The sequence below is a fragment of the Nocardia sp. bgisy134 genome (genome assembly GCF_965341865.1).
Taxonomy (GTDB): Bacteria; Actinomycetota; Actinomycetes; order Mycobacteriales; family Mycobacteriaceae; genus Nocardia.
In genome coordinates this window covers 159490-178481 of record NZ_CBDQZP010000018.1, presented here as the reverse complement: position 1 = coordinate 178481, position 18992 = coordinate 159490, and the positions used below count along the sequence as shown (strand labels likewise).

Genomic DNA, 18992 nt, shown 5'->3' with positions numbered 1-18992 from the left:
TACCCCCGGGCATGGTCGTGCCCGGGGAAAAGCGCACGTCAACGGTCCGACCGCGCGCTCCGGCGGTTTCTGGATCGGAGCGCGTCCGGCCGCCCGGATCAGGAACTGCGCGGCAGCGAGGCGTCGGTATGCGGACGGCGACCGCCGTGCGGGCGGATCTCGGGGGCGGCGAGGAAGTCGGTGATCACGGTCGTCACCGTGGTCGGGTCCTCCACCATCGGGAGATGGCCGCAGTCGGGGAGCACCACATTGGTGTGCGGATGCAGCGTGCGGTCCAGCGCGGCGCCCGCCGAGGCCGAGAGGATGTGGTTCTGCTTGCCCCAGATCGTGCAGATCGGCGGGAAGGCGGACCCCGGGGTGAACTCGTCGAGGACGCGGAACGACGGGAAGTCCTGCACGAGACCGTGCAGCGCCTGCAAACGGCCACGATCGCCCCAGTGCGCCTTGAGCCGTCGCGAATGCTGCAGGCCGAGGCGCTTGCCGCGCGCGCCGAGCTGGTTGGCGATGATCAGCGAGACCACCCGATCGGGCAGCGCGAGCCGCTTGGCCAGCGGCGCCAGCGGGAGCTTGGCGTCCGCCCAGGCCAGGCCCGCCTGTTCGCCCTTGCGCACGGTGTTGCGGGTGAGCGGGCTGACCAGCACCAGCGCGCGCACGTTCGACGGATGCGCCATGGCGTAGCCGAGCGAGGTGGCGCTGCCGAGGCAGTTGCCGATCAGGATCACGTCGGACAGGTCGTGCGCGTCGAGGAAGGCGCCGAGCATGCGCACATAGTCTTCGAGCCGGTAGCCCGCGGCCGGTTGGTCGGATTCGCCGTAGCCGGGGAGGTCGAGGGCGAAGACTTCGTGGTCGCGCCGCAGCACCGCCACCTGATCGTCCCAGATATGTCGCTGCGTTCCCGCGTTGTGCAGCATCACGATCGGCGGCCCGCTGCCGATCCGATCGAAGACTACGGTCCGGCCCTGGTGCGCGAAAGTCGCCACGTCGCCTCCTTGCGAGTGGTGCAGGCGTGCGACGTGCACGCCTGATCCACAAAGGTAGACCGCTATATGGTGGCGGGTCGAGCCCTCGAACCCAGGGCCGGACCGGACGACGTCACCCCGCCGCGTCGGCGAGCGCTTCGGCAATGCCCGCGCGAACGACCTTTCCTGTCGCGTTCCGGGTGAGCGGCGTGGTGGTGAGGCGCCAGAGCGCGGGCACCTTGTAGTAGGCCAGCCGCTCCCCGGCAAACGCGCGCAGGTCCGCCTCGGTGACCGTCGCGTTCTCGCCCACCACCACGAGTGCGGCGACCTGCTGACCCAGATCGGCGTCCGGCACGCCGACGACGGCGCTCTCCCTGACGTCCGGGTGTTCGTCGAGGCACTGCTCGATCTCGGTCGGGTAGACGTTCTCCCCGCCGCGCAGGATCAGATCCGATCGCCTGCCGGACAGTCGCAGCCTGCCCTCCTCCACGATGCCGATGTCGCCGGTGCGCAACCAGCGATCCGGGGTGATGGCCGCCGCGGTGGCCTCGGGATCGTTCCAGTAGCCGAGCATCACGTAGGGGCTGCGCACCCAGATCTCGCCCTCGACGCCCTCGCCGACCGGCTCGCCCAGCGGGTCGCGGATCTCCAGGCTCACCCCGATCACCGGGCGGCCCACCGTGTCGGGGAACGCGGCGAGCTCGGCGGGGGCGGCGATGGTGGCGGCGGTCGAGCATTCGGTCATGCCGTAGCTGGTCACCAGCGCGGTGCGCGCGACAGGCAGCTGCTCACGCAATCGCTGTTGCAGCGCGGCCGAGGAGGGCGCGGAGTTGAGCGAGAAGGCGGCCAGCGAGGACACGTCGTAGGCGGAGAGGTCCGCCTCGAGCAGCCGGGTGGCCATGGTCGGCATCGCGCCCCAGTTGCTGACGCGTTCGCGTTCGATCATCCGAAGCACCCGGTCGGCGTCGAACGCGCCCTGGTAGATGACCGCCGTGTCGCCGGTGGCCATCCTCGGCAGCACCAGATTGTGCAGGCTGGCGATGTGGAACAGCGGCGAGGTGAGCAGGAAGCGTCGCCCTTTGGGCCAGCCGTCGTCGACGCCGCCCGCGAAAGCTGCGGCCAGCGCGTCGTTGAAGCGGTGATAGTCGATGACGGCCAGCAGGTTCCGGTGCGTGTGCACCGCGCCCTTGGGTCGTCCGCTGGTGCCGCTGGTGTACAGGATGACGGCCGGATCGTCCTCGGTGACGGCGGCATCGGGCAGCTCGCCCGCCGCGTACTCGGCCACCAGGTCCGGGATGTCGCGCTCCATGGTGAGCACCGGGACGTCGGCGCCGAGGTCGGCGACCTGCGCGGCCCGTTTGGCGTCCACGATCAGTACCGAGGGTGTGGTGTGCGCGAGGCCGTATTCGATCTCGCGCGGCGCCCACCACGCGTTGTAACCGACCGCGATCGCGCCGAGGCACTGCGCGGCCCAGAACGCCACCACCCACTCGGGCGTGTTCGCCGCGAGGATGCCGACGCGATCGCCCTTGCCGACGCCGTAACGGTCGCGCAGCGCCCTGGCCAGCGCGCCCGCCTCGGCCGCGTGCTCGGCATAGGACAGGCGCCGATCCTCGGTCACCAGGTATTCGCGGTCGCCGAGGGCGGCCGATGCGGCGAGCACCTCGCGCAGCGCGCGGCCCCGGTGCTTCAGTACCGGCAGCGGCGCGCCGAGCACGTTCTCGACCGTCATCTCGAAGGCGCCGCCCGGTCCGGTGAGCCGCCCGATGACGGTCGCCGCCAGCGCCTGCGGATCCATGGATTTCGTCATTCGATGTTCCTCGTCGTTCGTGCGCGGTTCGGGTTCACGGGATCAGTACCGCTCGCCCGCGGATCCGCCCGTCCGCCAGGCGATCGAGCGCTTCGCGGCCGTCGTCGAGCGCGAAGGTCTCGACCTCGACCCGGAGTCTGCCCGATCGAGCCAGCGCCACGGACTCGATCAGATCGGATTTGGTGCCGCCGTAGGACTTTCGCACCGTGGCTCCCCACGGCCAGCCGGGTCCGCCCGCGGGCGCCGCGGTGAGTTCCGGCGCGCCGCCGCCGAGCCCGACCATCCGGTACGCGCCGTTGGGCGCGACACACTCGACCGCGAGGCGCGCGGTCTGCTCGACGCCGACGAAGTCGAACACCGCGTCCGCGCCGCGTCCGCCGGTCCGCTCGAGGATCGCCGCGGCGGTCCCGGCGTCGGCGAGCAGTCCTTCGTCGGCGCCGCACGCGCTCGCCACGGCGAGCTTGTCCGCGCCGACGTCCACCGCGAGCACCCGCGCCGCGGTGGTGGCGGCGAGGATCTGTACCGCGACATGACCGAGCCCGCCGACCCCGATGACGACGGCCGTCGCGCCCGGCCGCAGCTGGTCGCGCGCGCCGTCGATCGCGTGATAGCTCGTCAGCGCCGCGTCGGCGAGCGGCGCGGCCTGGGCGAAGTCCAACTCGCCGATCGGCACGAACGACGTCGCGGGGACACGGATGTACTCCGCCATGCCGCCGTCGGGACCGAGCCCGGGACACGGCGGCATCGCCGCGCGACCCGCGGCCAGGCAGACGTTCTCGTTGCCGCGCACGCATTCGCGGCACACGCCGCACGACCAGCACAGGTAGACGACACCGCGGTCGCCTGCCTCCCGGCCCGTCACCCGTTCGCCGATCTCGACGACGGTGCCCGCGACCTCGTGGCCGAGCGTCAGCGGATCATCGCGCAGCCGGAACGGAATCTCCAGTACGTGCAGGTCCGAATGGCAGATGCCCGCCGCGCCGACCCGCAGCAGCAGATCGTCGGGCCCGATCGACGGCACCGGCACCTCCCGCAACTCCAGCGTGCCGGGCCCGGTCAGCTGGAGCGCCCGCATCGTGGCGCGGCGGGTCATGCCGCCACCTCCCGCACGGCCGCGTAGGTGGCGCGCAAGTAGGCGTCGGCGCGGGCCGAGCCCATGATGCCCGGCTCCATCTTGTTCATGGTGTAGGCGAAAGTGAGACGGTGGTCCAGATCGTTCACGACGATCGCCCCGCCGTACCCGGCCCACCAGCAGACCCGGCCCTCCGGCACCGCGGGCGCGGTCTGCGGTTGCGGCAGACCGTAGCCGATGCCGAAGCGCAGCGGCACGAGCAACGCCTGGTCGACGCCGTCGGACTGCTGCTCGAAGATCAGGTCGATGGTCTTGTCCGACAACAGTTTCCGTCCGTCCAGCGTGCCGCCGCAGGACACCACCGACTGCACCCGCGCCACCGAGCGTGCGTTGCCGTGACCGTTGACCGCGCCGATCTCGGCCTCCTGCCACCCGGCGGTGGCGGTCTCGGCGACGTCGAGCAGCGGGCTCGTGAGGGTCTTGACCAGAATGCTGTCCTGGTCCAGCGCCGACATGTCGAACTGCAAGGCAGGCGGCGGAATCAGCGGCGCGACGCGCGGGCGGTGCTCGGGGCCGGTGCCGATGTGGAAGTCGGCGCCCAGCGGCCCGGCGAGTTCCTCGGCGAAGAAGCGGCCGAGACTGCGCCCGGTGACGCGATGGACCACCTCACCGACCAGGTGCCCGTAGTTGAGCGCGTGATAGCCCGAGGCGGTGCCCGGCTCCCACCACGGCGGCTGGGCGGCCAGGCGCGCGGCGGCCGCGCGCGCGTCGTAGATGTCGGCCAAGCCGATCGGTGGCTGCCATCCCGACACGCCGGAGGTGTGCCCGAGGATGTGCCGAATCTCGATGTCGCCCTTGCCGTTCGCGCCGAATTCCGGCCAGTAGTGCGCGACCTTCTGGTGCACGTCCAGCTCGCCGCGATCGACAAGCAGCAGCGCGCACAGCGCGGCCATGGTCTTGCTGATGGAGAAGACGTTCACGAGGGTGTCGCGCTGCCACGGCACGGTGCGGTCCTCGTCCAGGTGCCCGCCCCACAGGTCGACCACCGGCTCGCCGTCGACGGTCACGCAGACCGACGCGCCGAGCTCGGCGCCGGAGGCCAGCTGACGCTCCAGCTCCTGCCGCACGCCGTCGAAGCGTTCGGCGCAGGATCCCGAGATGTTCGTCATGGCCTCACACCCGTTCCAGCGCTCGAGCAGGCACCGGCAGTGCGTGACCGGCCGCGGCCGCGCGCTTGGCGCCCCTGACCATCTCCCGCTTCATATCGCGCACGTACGCCTCGAACTCGACCTGGATCGTGTGGCGCGGGGAGTCGTAGTAGCGCCCCGTGCGCGCGGCCTCGGCGGTGCGGATGTCCTCGCGCATCCCGTCCGGATCCGGCGGTAGATAACGGCCCGTCAGGTACGCCGCGACCAGCTTGCTCTGCTGTTCGGCGAAGTTGACCAGCGTCGGGAGCGGCTGGGCGAGGCCGAGATAGAAGAGATTGTCGATGCCGGGTTTCATCATCTGCTTGAACAGCGGCAGCCGATTCCGGTTGTCCGGCACCAGTTCCGGGTCGGCGAAGAACGGGAAGCTGATGTGATAGCCGGTGGCGCAGACGATCACGTCGGCCTCTTCCACGCTGCCGTCGGCGAAGCGCACGCGCGGCCCCTCCAGCGCGGTGATCGCCGGCTTGAACGCGATGTCGCCGCAGCCCGCGCGGTGCAGGAATTCCTCGCTGGCCGAGGGATGCGCCTCGAAGGGTTTGTGATCGGGCGCTGGCAGGCCGTAGAACTCCATGTCGCCGCGGAACTTGCGGACGAAGCGCTGCTTCAGCTTCAGCGCGAGCTTGCGTGGAATCCACGGCGGCGCACTCTGTTTGTCGCCCACTTTGCCGTGCACGTACTTCGGCAGCACCCACACGCCGCGCCTGGCCGAGACCGTCAGCCGCGCCGCGAGGAAGCGCTGGGACAGCTCGGAGGCGATGTCGAGCCCGGAATTGCCCATCCCGATGACGATCACGCGTTTGCCGCGCATGTCGACCGGGTCGAACGGATCGTTGTAGGCGTGGCTGTGCATGAGCACGCCGTCGAATTCGCCCGGGTAGTCCGGCAACCGGGGATCCCAGTGGTGGCCGTTGCACACCAGTAGTGCGTCGTAGGCGCGGGTGCGGCCGTCGGAGGCGGTCACCAGCCAGCGCCCGTCGGGCTGTCGTTCGGCCGCGGTGACCAAGGTGTCGAAAAGGATCTTGTCACGCAGGCCGAAGTGGTCGACGTAGTTCTTGAAGTACTCGAACAGCTGCGAGTGGTGCGGGAAATCGGGCCACTCCGCGGGAACCGGATAGTCCTCGAAAGCCAAGCGCCACTTGGATGTATCGATGTGCAGGCTCTGGTAGCAGGCCGACATTCCGTTCGGGTTCTTGAAATACCAGTTGCCGCCGACCTCGTCGCTCGCCTCGAAACAGTCGAACGGAATGCCGTGATCTTGCAGGCGTTTGGCGGCAGTGATCCCCGACGGCCCTGCGCCGATGACGCATACCCGGGGGAGTTGTTGTGGAGTCAAAGTCGATGTCCTCGTCTCGAGCTGCCGGCGTCGGTGGGCGCGGGGAGGTGGCCGCGAACACCGCGGGAGCCGTTCGTCACCGCAGTGACGTAGGCAACAAATTAACACTCGCTAGACTGGCTGTCTAGTAAGTGACAGTATGTCTACTGGAAGCCCCGACGAGACGGAGTTACCGTTCACCATGCCGACCAAGTCGAACCCAGCAGGGCTGAGCCTGCGCGATGAACAGAAGCTGCAGACCAGGGCCAAACTGCTGGAGGCCGCCAAGACGCTGTTCGGCGCCAACGGGTACGCGGCGGTGCGGGTCGAGGAGATCGCCGCCGCCGTCGGGTGCAGCCGCGCCACCTTCTACCTGCACTTCACCGGCAAGCTGGACATCCTGCGCGCGATCGCCGCGCAAGCCACCGCGCCCACCGCGCTGCACTTCTACGAGGATCTGGACCGGGTGCTCGATGTCGGCACGCGCGAGGCCTTCGTCGGCTGGATGACCAGGGCCATCGCCTGGTTCCACGAGTACAAGGACCTGCTGCCCGCCTGGGACGAGGCGACCACGCTGGAACCGGAGTTCCGCGAGATCGCCAGGCAGGGCATCGCGGCTCTGCCCAACGCGATGACCTCGTACCTGGCCCGCTGGCCCGCCGAGCGCAAGGACGAGGCGCGGCTGCGCGTGGAACTGCTTGTCGCGCAACTGGAACGGTTCTTCACCCGATGGGCGATGCAGGGCACCATCGATGTCGACGCCGACCAAGCCGCCGAGGTGCTCACCGACATCTGGTTCCCCGCCCTCCAAGCGCCCGAATCGGCGCGCCGCACAACGTAGCACCATCTGTAGCCCCGCGTTTGCTGTGATCCGTGAGCCGGGGTCGGGCGGCGCGAATTCGCGACGCCGTGTGAATCTGTCGGTGGCGTGCGGCATCATCTGTGCACGCAGACACCAACGAAGACCGCTCGGAGTGCCCCAATGCCGTCGCCAAGAACCAAGCTCAAGCCGTTGTCCGACACCGAGATCGAGCAGATCGCCGCGGAGATAGCGAGTGGTCGCCCGCCCATGGTCTGGTTCACCGCCGCTGCCGTCGGTGTGCCGGAGGGGCGTTCGGGAAAGGTGGTCGCCCTCGGAGATCCGTCCGACGGCGACTTCCTGCAGGTGCGGCCGACCGGTTCGAAGGATGTACTGTCCTTCTCTCCGGCCGAAGTGACGTTGACCAAGCCGCTGCGGGACAAGGCGGCGACCGCACCATCCAGCCAGCCGAAGTCGACAACCAGGAAGGACTCCACTGTGACCCAGCCGTCGACCACGACGAGCGCTCCGGCGCCGACCGTCAGCCCCGCTCCGGCCGCCCCCGCCCCGAAACCCGTTGTGCCAGTGGCGGAATCGAGCGGTCCGGCCGCGGCGCCCAAGCCTGCTGCCGCGGCGAAGGCCGCCAAGGCGACCCCGCGCAAGCCGAAGGCGGCCGAGGTCACTGTGACGCTGTCCGGAACGGCCGACGGCGAGTGGACGGTCGAGGTGGTCAACGGCAAGAAGCGCTCGGTGCGTGGACTCCCGGTGAACAGTTCGGCGGTCGCGCAGGCGGCCAAGATCCTGCACCCGGAGGTGGCCGAGGTGGTCTCCGGAGTGCTCGAGGCGGCGCGGGGCGCGCAGCTGGCGAAGGTCGAGCAGTTGCGGGCCGAGCTCGAGGAGGCCAAGCGGCTGCTGGAGGAACTGACCGACTGAGCCCGGCTCGTCCCGGCGCGGGTCGCTCGGCGGTGCCGGATCGTGCTGCGGTGCGCGGTTGCTCGACGGTCGCGGCATCGGATCGGGGTGCTCTGTCGGACCAGGGTGCTGTGTCAGGCGTGGTGCCCGTGTCAGACCGCGGTGCTCTCGGCGTTGGAGCGCCAGGTCCGGGATCGGTTGTCGGCGGCGGGGCGGCCCGCGGGCAGGTGCGGGTGTCGCAGATCGTCGTGGAAGGCGTAGCCGAGCGAGTACTCCTTGGCGTGGTACATCGCCGAATCCGCGTCTCGGATCAGGTCGTAGACGGTGGCCTCGGGGCCGCGTGGACTGTCGCACGCGATGCCGACGCTCGCGGTGATCGGCACTTCGCCAGCGCTGAGTTCGAAGGGGCGGACGAAGGCCCCGAGTAGTCGTTCGGCGAGCACGGCCGCGCCTTGCTTGTTCAGCGGAGCAAGCACCACGAACTCGTCGCCGCCGTATCGGGCGACCGCGTCGTCGCGGCGCACCACCCGCCGGATCCGGGAGGCGGCGTTGGCGATCAACTCGTCGCCGACGGCGTGACCGTAGCTGTCGTTGACCATCTTGAAGCCGTCCAGGTCGATGAACAGCAGGCACAACGGCTGATCGCGCCAGTGCGCGCTGTTGCGGTTGAGCACCCGGAGCAGGGCCGACCGGTTGAGCAGGCCGGTGAGCACGTCGTGGTCGGCCTGGTACTGAGCCCGTCGCTCGCTGCGCGCGCTGCGCTGGATGGCCCGTTCGCTGCGCACCAGCACGCCGATGAGCAGCAGCGCGAGCAGCGAGGACACCGCCACCCTGTCCACCGTGCCGAGGCTGGAGCCGACCACCGGCACCAGCGAGGCCACGATCAGCGCCACCGCGATGGCGCAGGCGCGCTGCCGGGAATGGTGCGGATGGATCTGGCGCGGTGCGCCCAGGCTCGCCATGGTGGGGTGCAGCGCGGCGATACCGACCGTGGCGTAGGCGATCAGCAGCGGCGTGAGCAGCACTTCGTGCCCTATCGTCGCGGTGCCCGCGGTCTCCAGGCTGTAGCCGAGATTGCCGACCAGCACGGCGACCATGGCCAGGTGCAGCAGTCGCAGAGACGTCTCCGAGCGGGTGGCCGTGGCGACCGAATGAGCGACCAGGGTCAGCAGCAGGGCGTCGAGGATCGGATAGGCGGCCGCGACCAGCGTGGTCGTGGTGGCCGCGCGCGATTGCAGGATCGGGGAGATGAGAAAGGTCCACGAGGCCAGCAGCGCGCCGAGCCCGATCAGCGCCGAGTCCAGCAGCAGGTCGTAGTTGCCGCGCACCTGCCGGGGCCGCAGCCATACCGTGGCGGCCACCCCGATGGCCAGATACCCGGCCAGCGTGCAGATGTCGTCGAGCGGGCTGATCGAGTCGTCGGTGAAATCGCGCAGCGTGGTACCGAGCGCGAAGAGCACCGCCGACAGTGACAGCAGGTACCAGGGCAGCGGCTGGGCGGGGCGATGGCGCCGCAGCCCGATGCCGACCATGGTGAGCGCCCCCGCGACCACCGCCAGCATCGTCAACAGGGTGAGGACACGGGACTCGAACACCAGCGGCACCGAGATCAGCGCCGTCCAACCCCCTAGAAGCGCTACGCACCAGATGTTTCCAGTACAGTAGCCGCGGTCGCTCGCCTGCTCTTCGCTGGATGCCATCAGCCCCCCTTGGTCGCTCCGTCCCTGGTGAACTGTGCGGCGTAGTGCGTCTGTGAATCCTCCACCGCGACTTCGACGTCGGTCTGCTCATCGAGCACCGCGCGGATACTGTCGGCGAACGAGAGCTGAGTGTTGTTGTACGAGCAGATGTCCCAGCCGACCGCGGCGCGCTCGGCCACCAAAATCTGGACAACTGATTTGATCATGGCATGGAAGACAGCCCCTTGTCGTGCACTTGGCACAACGAGGGTGAAGCCCGCGTAATAGCTGTGCCGCGCGGCGTCGACACCGGAGAGCCGATCACCCCATGCGATCGGCTTGCGGACTCGGGCGGTGCGCTCGAGCACGGCGCGCGGCGGTATCACCGACGACAGGCGAATCAAGTTCGCATCACCCACTCCCAACTCGCGCAGGGCCGCATCGAAGGCCGACATCGCTGTCGGGCTCACCCCTGTCGCCGCGCCGATCTCGATCGTCAGTGGCGCCCGGGGGTCTGCCGGTTGTCACGCTCCGGCCTGCCCAGGGCGGGAGTAGTCGATCGATCCACTGCGGCCCGAGCAGGCCGCCGCGTGGGGTGTTGTGAATCATAGTGTCCCTCCCGAAACTATCGGCCTCTTTTGCATCCTGATAGTGGCTTCGAATTCGACTGTGCGGCACGATTGCGAATCGCGCACCCGCACCGGCCGGAAGCGATGCTGGGGCGGTACGTCTCGTAACGTGTGGCGCGACGGGCGAGCTCCGAGTCGACAGAGCGAGGCAACAGTGCGGACATGGGTGGCGCCCGGCCGGGTGAACATCATCGGCGAGCACACCGACTACAACGACGGTTTCGTGCTGCCCATCGCGCTGCCCCTGGTGACACGGTGCGCGGCCGAGACGACCGCCGACGGACTCGTCCGCGTCGAGTCACGGCAGCGGCCGGGGGAAGCGGTGCGGGTCGGGACCGGCGAGCTCGCCGCGGCGCGGGATCGGCTGCCGGGCTGGGCGCGATATCCGGTGGGCGTGGTCGCCGAGTTCGTGCGGCGCGGGCATTCCGTTCCCGGTCTGGTGCTGGAACTCGACGGCGCGGTGCCGATCGGCGCAGGCCTGTCGAGCTCGGCGGCGCTGTCGTGTTCGGTGGCGATCGCGCTGCGTGATCTGTGCGCGCCCAGCGTCGTCGACCGCGAACTGATCGACATCGCCCGCGCTGCCGAGAACGACTACGCGGGCGCCCCGACGGGCGTGCTCGACCAGTCGGCCGCCGTGCTGTGCACCGCCGGGCACGCGCTGTTCCTCGACGTGCGCCGCTTCATCGCGGGCGCCGCAGGCTACGAGCAGATCCCGTTCGACCTGGCCGCATTCGGTCTCGAGCTCCTTGTCATCGATACCGGGCAGCCGCACGAACTGGTGGACGGCGGCTATGCGCTGCGGCGTGCGCAGTGTGAGGCGGCGGCGGCCGAACTCGGTGTCCGCGCGCTGCGCGACGTCGACGCGGAGGCGGACCTGGTGCGGATCGCGGACCCGGTCACCCGGCGCAGGGCGCGACACGTGGTCACCGAGAACGCCCGCGTCGTCGCGGTTGCCGAGAAATTGCGGCGAGGTGCGGATCCGCGCGAGATCGCGCCGATCCTGGTCGCGGGTCACGCCTCGCTGCGCGACGATTTCGAGGTCTCGACGGCCGCGCTCGACACGGCGGTGGCGGCCGCTCTCGACGCGGGCGCGCACGGGGCGCGGATGGTCGGCGGCGGCTTCGGCGGCAGCGCCATCGCGCTCGTCGACCGCGAGCGGACCGAAGCGGTGGCCGCCGCGGTCGGCGACCGGTTCGCCCGCTCGGGCTTTCCCGAGCCGCGCACGTTCGCCGTGGTTCCGGCCGACGGAGCGCGCCGGGAATCCTGAGCGCCGCGCTCGGGAGATTCGAGCTCCGGCGAATCCTCGGACCGATGGACTCGCTGAGCAACCGTCCAGATTTTGTGCGCGAATGTGCCCCACCGGTGCTGCACAATCACGCACAGTGGATGTCACGGACACCGCACGACGCAGGACCTAGCTCGACGCCCGGTTTCACGCCAGGAGGGACGACGCTGTGCCGCTTGCCGATCCATCTTTCCTCAGCGCCGTTCGGCCGCACGCTGGTGACCCTTTCGGCGCGACGTCGCTGCGTCTCGACGCGGCCACGACCCTGCGGCTGGACGCGGAACCCGTCGACTATGCCCTGGTAGCCCTGTATTTCGTGTTCGTGCTCGGCATCGGTCTGCTGGCCAGGCAGCGGGTGTCGTCCAGCATCGACTTCTTCCTGTCCGGACGTTCGCTGCCCGCGTGGGTCACCGGTCTCGCGTTCATCTCGGCCAACCTCGGCGCGGTCGAGATCATGGGCATGTCGGCCAACGGCGCCGAGTACGGCTTCCCGACCTTCCACTACTTCTGGATCGGCGCGGTGCCCGCCATGCTGTTCCTCGGCGTGGTGATGATGCCGTTCTACTACGGCTCCAAGGTGCGCAGCGTGCCGGAGTTCATGCGCAGGCGTTTCGGCACCGGCGCGCACCTGGTGAACGCGCTCAGCTTCGCGACAGCCCAGATCCTCATCGCCGGGGTGAACCTCTATCTACTCGGCTCCATCGTCAACGTGCTGCTCGGCTGGCCGCTCTGGGTGTCGGTGATCGTGGCGGCGGTGATCGTGCTGTCCTATATCACCCTCGGCGGGCTGTCGGCCGCCATCTACAACGAGGTGCTGCAGTTCTTCGTCATCGTGGCGGCGCTGCTGCCGCTCACCCTGGTCGGCCTGCACAAGGTCGGCGGCTGGGATGGGTTGCAGGACAAGGTGGCCGCGTCACCCGGCGGCGCGGAACAACTGGAGTCGTGGCCGGGCAACGCGCTGAGCGGGTTCGGCAACGACTTCCTCTCGGTGCTCGGCATCGTGTTCGGCCTCGGCTTCGTGCTCTCCTTCGGATACTGGACGACCAATTTTGTCGAGGTTCAAAGGGCTCTGGCGACGCACTCCATCTCCGCGGCCCGGCGCACCCCGATCATCGGCGCCTACCCGAAGATGTTCATTCCGTTGATCGTCGTCATCCCCGGCATGATCAGCGCGGTGCTGGTGCCGCAGATGGCCGAGTACAAGCAGGCGGTGACGGCCGATCCGGACTACACCGACGACGTCACCTACAACCAAGCGCTGCTCTATCTGATGAAAGACGTGCTGCCCAACGGCCTGTTGGGCGTCGGGCTCGCGGGTCTGCTCGCGGCGTTCATGGCGGGCATGGCCGCCAATGTCTCGGCGTTCAACACCGTCTTCAGCTTCGACCTGTGGCAGCAGTACGTGATCAGGGACCGCTCCGACGGGTACTACCTGACCGTAGGCCGTGTCGCCACCGTCGGCGCCACGGTCGCGGCCATCTTCACGGCGTTCATCGCGAGCAGTTTCAGCAACATGATGGACTACCTGCAGACGCTGTTCAGCTTCTTCAACGCGCCGCTGTTCGCCACATTCATCCTCGGCATGTTCTGGAAGCGCATGACGCCCACCGCGGGCTGGATGGGGTTGGTCGCCGGAACCGGTTCGGCCATCGTCATTTTCCTCATGCACGAGGCCGGAGTCTTCGAATTGTCCGGTCAGGGAGCGAGTTTCGTGGCCGCGGGCACGGCGTTCGTAGTCGACATCCTGGTCAGCGTCGCGGTCACCCAGGTGACCCAGCCGAAACCCGCGGCCGACCTCGTCGGCTTGGTCTACTCGGAGACCCCCGCGTCCATGCGCACCGACCCGGAGGCCGACACGCTGCCCTGGTACCAGCGCCCCGTCCTGCTCGCGGGGATCGCCCTGGTGCTCGTCATCGCCCTGAATCTCCTCGTCGGATAAGGAAGACCGCTCATGCTGTTCGATATCCGCACCATCGTCGGGGCCCTGCTCGGCTGCTACGGCGTGGTCCTGGTGATCACCGGTCTGGTCCACGACACCGCCGCCGAGGAGGCCAAGACCGGCGGCATCAACGTCAACCTCTGGGCAGGCATAGGCATGATCGCCGTCGCCCTGGCCTTCCTCACCTGGGTCCTGCTGCGTCCGGTCAAGCCCACGGAACCCGCCCGCACCGAAGACCAGCCGACCCCGCCGGAGTGAATCGGGTCAGGAACCAGGGCCGCGGCCGACAAACAGGGCGGCCAGGACGCGGCGAACCCCGCCCGGCCGTCGGCCGAACGGGGTTCGCGCAGGTGAAAGGGGGTGTTCTCAGCAGCTCACTTGGCCGCGTTGAACGGCGAGTTGATGGTGGTGAAGTACTGGATGGCCGCGCCGATCGCCACCGGTGCGGTGATGAAGATCTGGCCCGCGAGGGCGCCGATCGGGCCCATCACCACCGCGCCCGCGAGGCAGCCGACGGCGGCGGCGGGCAGGAAGGGTCCGAGGAGTCCGACGATGGTGCCGCCGATCGCGACGCCGCCGACGATGCCGCCGAGCACGCAGCCGACGGCCGCGCCACCGAGGGCGCCTGCCAGCGTGGCGATGCTCGCGCCCATGCTGATGGTGCTGGTCATGCGGGACCAGGCGTCCTTCTCCCTGTCGTATTCGCTCTTCCACGGAGCCTTGTCCTCGAAGGGCAGCGCGACCGGCTTGTAGACGGCCTTGTCCATGGACACCTGCGGGGTCATCGTGACGGTGCGGCCGGAAATGTCTGCGGCGATGGGGAATTCGAACTCGTCGATGCGCAGGGTGAGCGGGGTTCCCGCGACGACGGTGCCGTCGGCGGCCTTGATCTTCAGGACGTTGTCCTCGACCATGAGCGAGCCCGCGTCGATAGAGACGATCGAGGAGGTCTCCGTGGTGTTCGTCGTGAAGTTGATCGCGGCGGGGGCGGCGTCGGCGAGCGGGGCGGCCGAGCTCGTGCCAGCGGCGATACCGACCGCGCCGGTCATGAACGCGGCGGCCACGGCGAACTTCGTGATCTTCATGGTGCTGTGAATTCCTTTGTGTTGTCTGGGGTGTCGCGAGCGCGACAGGACGACGGCCATACCTATGACGAACCAGCAGGCCGTTGAGTGACGCGCCGGGGTGGTCCGCCCGGCGCGGTGTTCAATAAGGGATCAGGACGCGGTGGCGCGCAGCCGTCCGACGAGCCCGGCCGCGACATCCACGGCCAGGAACGCGAGCAGGCTCAGACCGACCAGCGGCACGAACCAGCCGACGACCACCGCGGCGGCCAGCACGGGCAGCGCGAGCCACGGCGAGCTGGCGCGCAACGCGCCGCGGCGCGGAGCCCGGCCGAGTGCGAAACGGGAACCGCGAGTGGGCCTGCGGCGCCACCACATCAGGTAGCCGAACACGATCACCACGATCAGGCCGATCATCGCCGCGAGCAGCAGCAGCTGATTCGGCAGACCGAACAGCAATCCCATGTGGAATGCGATGCCCCAGTTGGTGAGCTTGGCCATCAGCGGCCAGTCGGCGAAGGCCAGCCGGTCGGTGATGCTGCCGGTCGCACCGTCCACCGCGACCGCGTCGACGGTGTAGATGCCAGGCATGCGCCGTTCCTTGACGGCGAACGCCTTGTCCGGCTTCGCCGGAATCGCGATCTCCACCGCCTGGGTCACGCCCGCGGCACGGGCGGACTCGTACACCCGATCCAGCTGCGCGATGCGGGTCTGCGGGTCGGCGGGCTGCGGCGCCGGTGCGTGCCCGCCGCCGTGGTGGTCGCCGCCCGAGGAGTGGTCGGGCGCGGACGCACCGGGCATGGCGGTGCTGACGGCGGGAGTCGTCCAGCTGAGCTGTTTGCGCAGCTCGGTGATGTTGTCGCCCGCATAAGTGGACCAGGTCATGCCGGTGGCCGAGAGCAGCAGGATCACCGGCAGGATCCAGACGCCGATGGCCCCGTGCCAGTTCATCGTCCGGCCGCGGCCGCCCTTCGAGCGGTCGGGGGCGAACAGCCAGGCGGCCGAGTTGCGCTGCCTGCGCGCGCGGACGCGGCGGAACCACAGCACCAGACCGGCCAGCGCGATGACCCACAGCCACGAGGCGGCGAGCTCGCTGTAGATCCGGCCCGGTTCGCCGAGGTGCAGATCGCGGTGCAGCCTGTCGATCCAGGTGCGCAGGGGCAGCGCTCCCGAGCTGCCGTAGACGACGGACTCGCCGACCGGCTGCGCGGTGTAGGGGTTGACGAACACCGCGCGGCGCTCGGATTCGCCCAGCGACGGATCGGTGAAGATGACCCGGGTGGTGTCCTCGGGTCCCGGCGCGGGCGAGACCGCGGCGAGCGCCAGGTCCGGCCGGGTCGCCACCGCGGCGGTGACCTGCTCCGACAGCGGCTTGGCCGCTTCGCCCGCTTCGACCGTCAGCAGGTCGCGGGAGACGAACGCCTCCAGTGTCGGGGAGATGGCGTAGAGCGCGCCGGTGACGGCCGCGATCAGGATGAAGGGCGCCACGAAGACGCCCGCGTAGAAGTGCAGCCGCATGGCCAGCGCCTGCAGCCCGTTGCGGGCCGCGGGTTTGCGCCCGGCGGATTCGGGTGGCGGCGCCGAGGATTCGGCGTCGGGGGTGATGGTTTCTGTTGTGCTCACGGTCGTTTCGTTTCTGAGGTTCTGGAACCCGGTGCGTGCGCTCGAGAACAGCGCTGTGACGGCGCGCGACGCATGCCGGCAGCACCGAGGAGTGCTCGGCGTACGGAATGTGTGACATCGCCGCGGGCGAGAGCCCGGACGCGCGCGGCGGCCCCGCATCGGAACGCGGAACAGCGGCAGCACACGAACAGCGCGTTCGTGCACCGGGTGTGGGTGAAATCAGACGTGAACGAGGAGCGGCGGGCCCCGGGTGCGCAGCGTCTCGGCGGCGAGAATCCGCAGGATGACGCGATCGCGGTAGGTGGTGCGCAGCGGAGCCGCGTCCGGGATGACGAGTACGCGGTGGCGCACCGGCAGCACCCGGGCCAGGACGGCGGTGCCGATCCGATAGGCAGCCTCGGCGCCGCGGATGACGACCGCAGCCATGCAGGCGGCGACGATGTGCGCGGTCAGCATCTGCGGGGTCAGCTGGGTGTCGCCGTGATGCAGATGCCCGGAGCTGAAGCCCATGGCGACGTGGCCGAGCAGCTGACCGCCGACGAGCGCCGTGATCAGACCCGCCCCGGTGTCGCGCAACGGTGCGAGCCCGGCGACGAGCGCGCCGACGACCGCCGAGGCCGCGGCGAGCAGCGCGAGGGTGGTGCTGTCGGGGGCCATGCCGCCCGAGGCCCAGCCGTGGGCCGCGATGGAGACGGTGCCCGAGATCGCCCCGGCCGACCCGCCGCGCAGCCGCGCGACGGCGCTGCGACGTCCCGCAGCCGACCGGTCGAACTCGATACTCACCCGCTGATGATAACGGACGTGTTACTGGTCTCCGACCACGTCGGCCAGTTCCCGGAAACCGGTCTCGACCAGGCATTTCCGTCCGGAAGCTTTCGGGAGGCTCAGGTCCGGTCGGCCTTGAACTGGTTGATCGGGCCCTTGTCCATCCGCACCGCGACCCGGCCGTCGGGTTGCAGGAACACCGCGGGCCGGGATTCGGAGAACCGTTTGCTGTAGAGCTCCAGCCGTTCGATGAGCACGCCCTCGGGGCGGTTGTAGACGACGCCAGGCACACAGGTGAAGATCCAGCTGGACTTCTTCGCCTGATCGGCGGGTATCACCACCTGGTCGGCGCCGTTCTCGATGGCGAGCGAGACCCGGTATTTGAAGAACGATCCGGTGCCGTTGTTGATCGCGGAGTACGCCACCGGCACGATCGCGACGATCTCGGGTGCGAAGCGGACCTCGATGATCTCCTCGGTATGCCCGCCGCCGCGGCGGACGTGGCCCCGGCCGCGGTCGCCCAGATGACGAACCAGATCGCGATATTGCGGAGTGGCCGGGGTGTTCATGGCGTCGAACGTGGCCACGTGCACCACCTCGCCGGTGTTCAGCACGACCAGCGCGTAGGCCTCGTAGTCGGTGCCGCTGGCCCAGGCCACCCGTAGTCGGATCACCGGGGCCTTCTCCAGCAGCACCGGCGGGGCGTCCTTCGTCAGCGTGACCGCGCCCTTGGTGAAGTTCACGCCGGGTGGCGGCGGCGCAATCGGCTGGGGTGGCGCCGTTGGTTGAGGCGGCATCGGTTGGTGCGGCGGCATCGGTTGGTGCGGCGCTGTCGGTTGAGGCTGCGCCATCGGTTGGTGCGGCGTCATCGGCTGGGGCGGCGCTGTTTGCTGAGGCAGCGCTGTCGGTTGGGGCGGCGCTGTTGGCTGAGGCGGCATCATCGGGGGCGGCGGCATCGTCCCGTGCGGCGGTGCGGGCGGGATCGGCGGCGGTGCGGCGGGCGGCGGTGGAAGCGGTTGCGCAGCAGGATGATACGAGCCGATCGGCTGGCCGAAAACCGGGGCGGGAGGCGTACCCGCCGGTGACGAGGGCGGCGGGGAGGTCGTACCCGCGGACGGTCCGCCGGGTGGGGCGGCGGGCGGCGAGAAGGACTGTCCGGCGGGCGGCGGGAAAGGATGTGCGGCAGGTGGCAGGAAAGGATGTGCGGCGGGCGGCGGGGAGGTCGCACCCGCGGACGGTCCGGCGGATGGTGGGAAGGGCTGTGCGGCGGGTTGCGAGAAGGATTGCCCGGCGGGCGGTGGGAAGGGCTGTGCGGCAGGTGGCGGAAAGGTCTGCGCGGCAGGCGGAGTCGCCTGCGCTGCGGGCTCGTCGTCGACGGTGATCCCGAAATCGGTTGCCAGCCCCGCCAACCCGCTGGCGTAACCCTGCGCCACGTTGCGTAGCTTCCAGCCGCTCGCCCTGCGATACACCTCGCCGAGGATGACCGTGGTCTCCGAACTCAGTCCAGTGATGGGCAGATCGTGGGCGAGCCCGCCGTCCTCGGTGATGCGGACCGCGAGCGAGATGCCGCCGAACACGCCATTGTCCACCGACGCCGCGACCACCAGTCGGTCGGTCACCGCGCCGACGCTCGGTAGGTCGATGCAGATCGCGCCGTCGGTCAGGCGCACCGCCCCGTCCGGCGAGACGGGCTGGTTGTAGAAGACGAATTCGCTGTCGTCGCCGACCCTGCCGTGGTCGCGCACGCACAGTACCGAGAGATCGATGCCCGCGGGCGCCACAGTGACGTGCAATCGCCCGCCACCCAGCGCGACGTTCCCACCTTTACCGATCACACTGGACATCGCGCGCCCCTGTCCTCGAATTGCCCTCGCGCGCAAGCCTAATACGGGCCGACGGTGCCGGTCGACGGCCTGCGCGGCGCCCGTGCTCGTCG

The 18992-nt window shown here is 69.5% G+C and carries 16 protein-coding genes; 5 read left to right on the top strand and 11 right to left on the bottom strand.

Annotated elements, in window-relative coordinates; translation table 11 throughout:
- Positions 1-98: 98 nt before the first annotated feature.
- The 5 genes from ACRWNM_RS28160 to ACRWNM_RS28140 all read right to left on the bottom strand — a co-directional run bounded on the left by ACRWNM_RS28160 (position 99) and on the right by ACRWNM_RS28140 (position 6382).
- Positions 99-980 carry an alpha/beta fold hydrolase gene (locus ACRWNM_RS28160; RefSeq protein WP_431971120.1) on the bottom strand — a complete coding sequence of 294 codons (882 nt, stop codon included), beginning with the start codon at positions 978-980 and terminating at the stop codon, positions 99-101.
- A gap of 112 nt (positions 981-1092) precedes the next feature.
- Positions 1093-2769 carry a class I adenylate-forming enzyme family protein gene (locus tag ACRWNM_RS28155; RefSeq protein WP_431971119.1) on the bottom strand — a complete coding sequence of 559 codons (1677 nt, stop codon included), beginning with the start codon at positions 2767-2769 and terminating at the stop codon, positions 1093-1095.
- A 34-nt stretch (positions 2770-2803) separates the two neighbouring features.
- Positions 2804-3844: an NAD(P)-dependent alcohol dehydrogenase gene (locus ACRWNM_RS28150; protein WP_431971143.1), complete on the bottom strand. Its 1041-nt coding sequence runs from the start codon at positions 3842-3844 to the stop codon at positions 2804-2806.
- Positions 3845-3858: 14 nt separating this feature from the next.
- Complete coding sequence (locus ACRWNM_RS28145; RefSeq protein ID WP_431971118.1) at positions 3859-5010, bottom strand: serine hydrolase domain-containing protein; 1152 nt, start codon at positions 5008-5010, stop codon at positions 3859-3861.
- 4 nt (positions 5011-5014) lie between these two features.
- Positions 5015-6382, bottom strand: a complete 1368-nt coding sequence (locus tag ACRWNM_RS28140) for a flavin-containing monooxygenase (RefSeq protein WP_431971117.1) — start codon at positions 6380-6382, stop codon at positions 5015-5017.
- A gap of 181 nt (positions 6383-6563) precedes the next feature.
- Between ACRWNM_RS28140 and ACRWNM_RS28135 the strand changes: the two genes are divergently transcribed.
- Both ACRWNM_RS28135 and ACRWNM_RS28130 read left to right on the top strand, forming a co-directional pair.
- The gene (locus tag ACRWNM_RS28135) at positions 6564-7202 is read left to right on the top strand and encodes a TetR/AcrR family transcriptional regulator (protein WP_431971142.1); all 639 of its coding nucleotides are present in this window, start codon (positions 6564-6566) and stop codon (positions 7200-7202) included.
- Positions 7203-7343: 141 nt separating this feature from the next.
- Positions 7344-8093 (top strand): DUF6319 family protein, encoded by a 750-nt coding sequence (locus ACRWNM_RS28130; RefSeq protein ID WP_431971116.1) that lies wholly within the window; start codon positions 7344-7346, stop codon positions 8091-8093.
- A 131-nt stretch (positions 8094-8224) separates the two neighbouring features.
- On the opposite strand, the gene ACRWNM_RS28125 is transcribed toward ACRWNM_RS28130, so the two are convergent.
- Entirely contained in the window at positions 8225-9772 is a 1548-nt protein-coding gene (locus tag ACRWNM_RS28125) for a diguanylate cyclase domain-containing protein (protein WP_431971115.1), read from the bottom strand.
- Positions 9772-10245 (bottom strand): pyruvoyl-dependent arginine decarboxylase, encoded by a 474-nt coding sequence (locus ACRWNM_RS28120; RefSeq protein ID WP_431971141.1) that lies wholly within the window; start codon positions 10243-10245, stop codon positions 9772-9774. The genes ACRWNM_RS28125 and ACRWNM_RS28120 overlap by 1 nt, the downstream gene beginning before the upstream one ends.
- Before the next feature lie 289 nt (positions 10246-10534).
- On the opposite strand from ACRWNM_RS28120, the gene galK reads away from it, so the two are divergent.
- The 3 genes from galK (at position 10535) to ACRWNM_RS28105 (ending at position 13862) form a co-directional block, all read left to right on the top strand.
- On the top strand, positions 10535-11647 hold the full coding sequence (gene galK / locus ACRWNM_RS28115) for a galactokinase (RefSeq protein WP_431971114.1): 1113 nt from the start codon (positions 10535-10537) through the stop codon (positions 11645-11647).
- 259 nt (positions 11648-11906) lie between these two features.
- Positions 11907-13604 (top strand): sodium:solute symporter family protein, encoded by a 1698-nt coding sequence (locus ACRWNM_RS28110; protein ID WP_431971140.1) that lies wholly within the window; start codon positions 11907-11909, stop codon positions 13602-13604.
- A 12-nt stretch (positions 13605-13616) separates the two neighbouring features.
- Positions 13617-13862 (top strand): hypothetical protein, encoded by a 246-nt coding sequence (locus ACRWNM_RS28105; RefSeq protein WP_431971113.1) that lies wholly within the window; start codon positions 13617-13619, stop codon positions 13860-13862.
- Between the two features lie 116 nt (positions 13863-13978).
- Here ACRWNM_RS28105 and ACRWNM_RS28100 read toward each other — a convergent pair whose 3' ends face one another.
- The 4 genes from ACRWNM_RS28100 to ACRWNM_RS28085 form a co-directional block, all read right to left on the bottom strand.
- A complete protein-coding gene (locus tag ACRWNM_RS28100) occupies positions 13979-14689 on the bottom strand; it encodes a hypothetical protein (RefSeq protein ID WP_431971112.1) in 711 nt (236 codons plus the stop codon).
- A 132-nt stretch (positions 14690-14821) separates the two neighbouring features.
- Positions 14822-16291 carry a PepSY-associated TM helix domain-containing protein gene (locus ACRWNM_RS28095; RefSeq protein WP_431971111.1) on the bottom strand — a complete coding sequence of 490 codons (1470 nt, stop codon included), beginning with the start codon at positions 16289-16291 and terminating at the stop codon, positions 14822-14824.
- Positions 16292-16510: 219 nt separating this feature from the next.
- Positions 16511-17074: a hypothetical protein gene (locus ACRWNM_RS28090; RefSeq protein ID WP_431971110.1), complete on the bottom strand. Its 564-nt coding sequence runs from the start codon at positions 17072-17074 to the stop codon at positions 16511-16513.
- A 101-nt stretch (positions 17075-17175) separates the two neighbouring features.
- On the bottom strand, positions 17176-18900 hold the full coding sequence (locus ACRWNM_RS28085; RefSeq protein ID WP_431971109.1) for a TerD family protein: 1725 nt from the start codon (positions 18898-18900) through the stop codon (positions 17176-17178).
- Positions 18901-18992 lie beyond the last annotated feature (92 nt).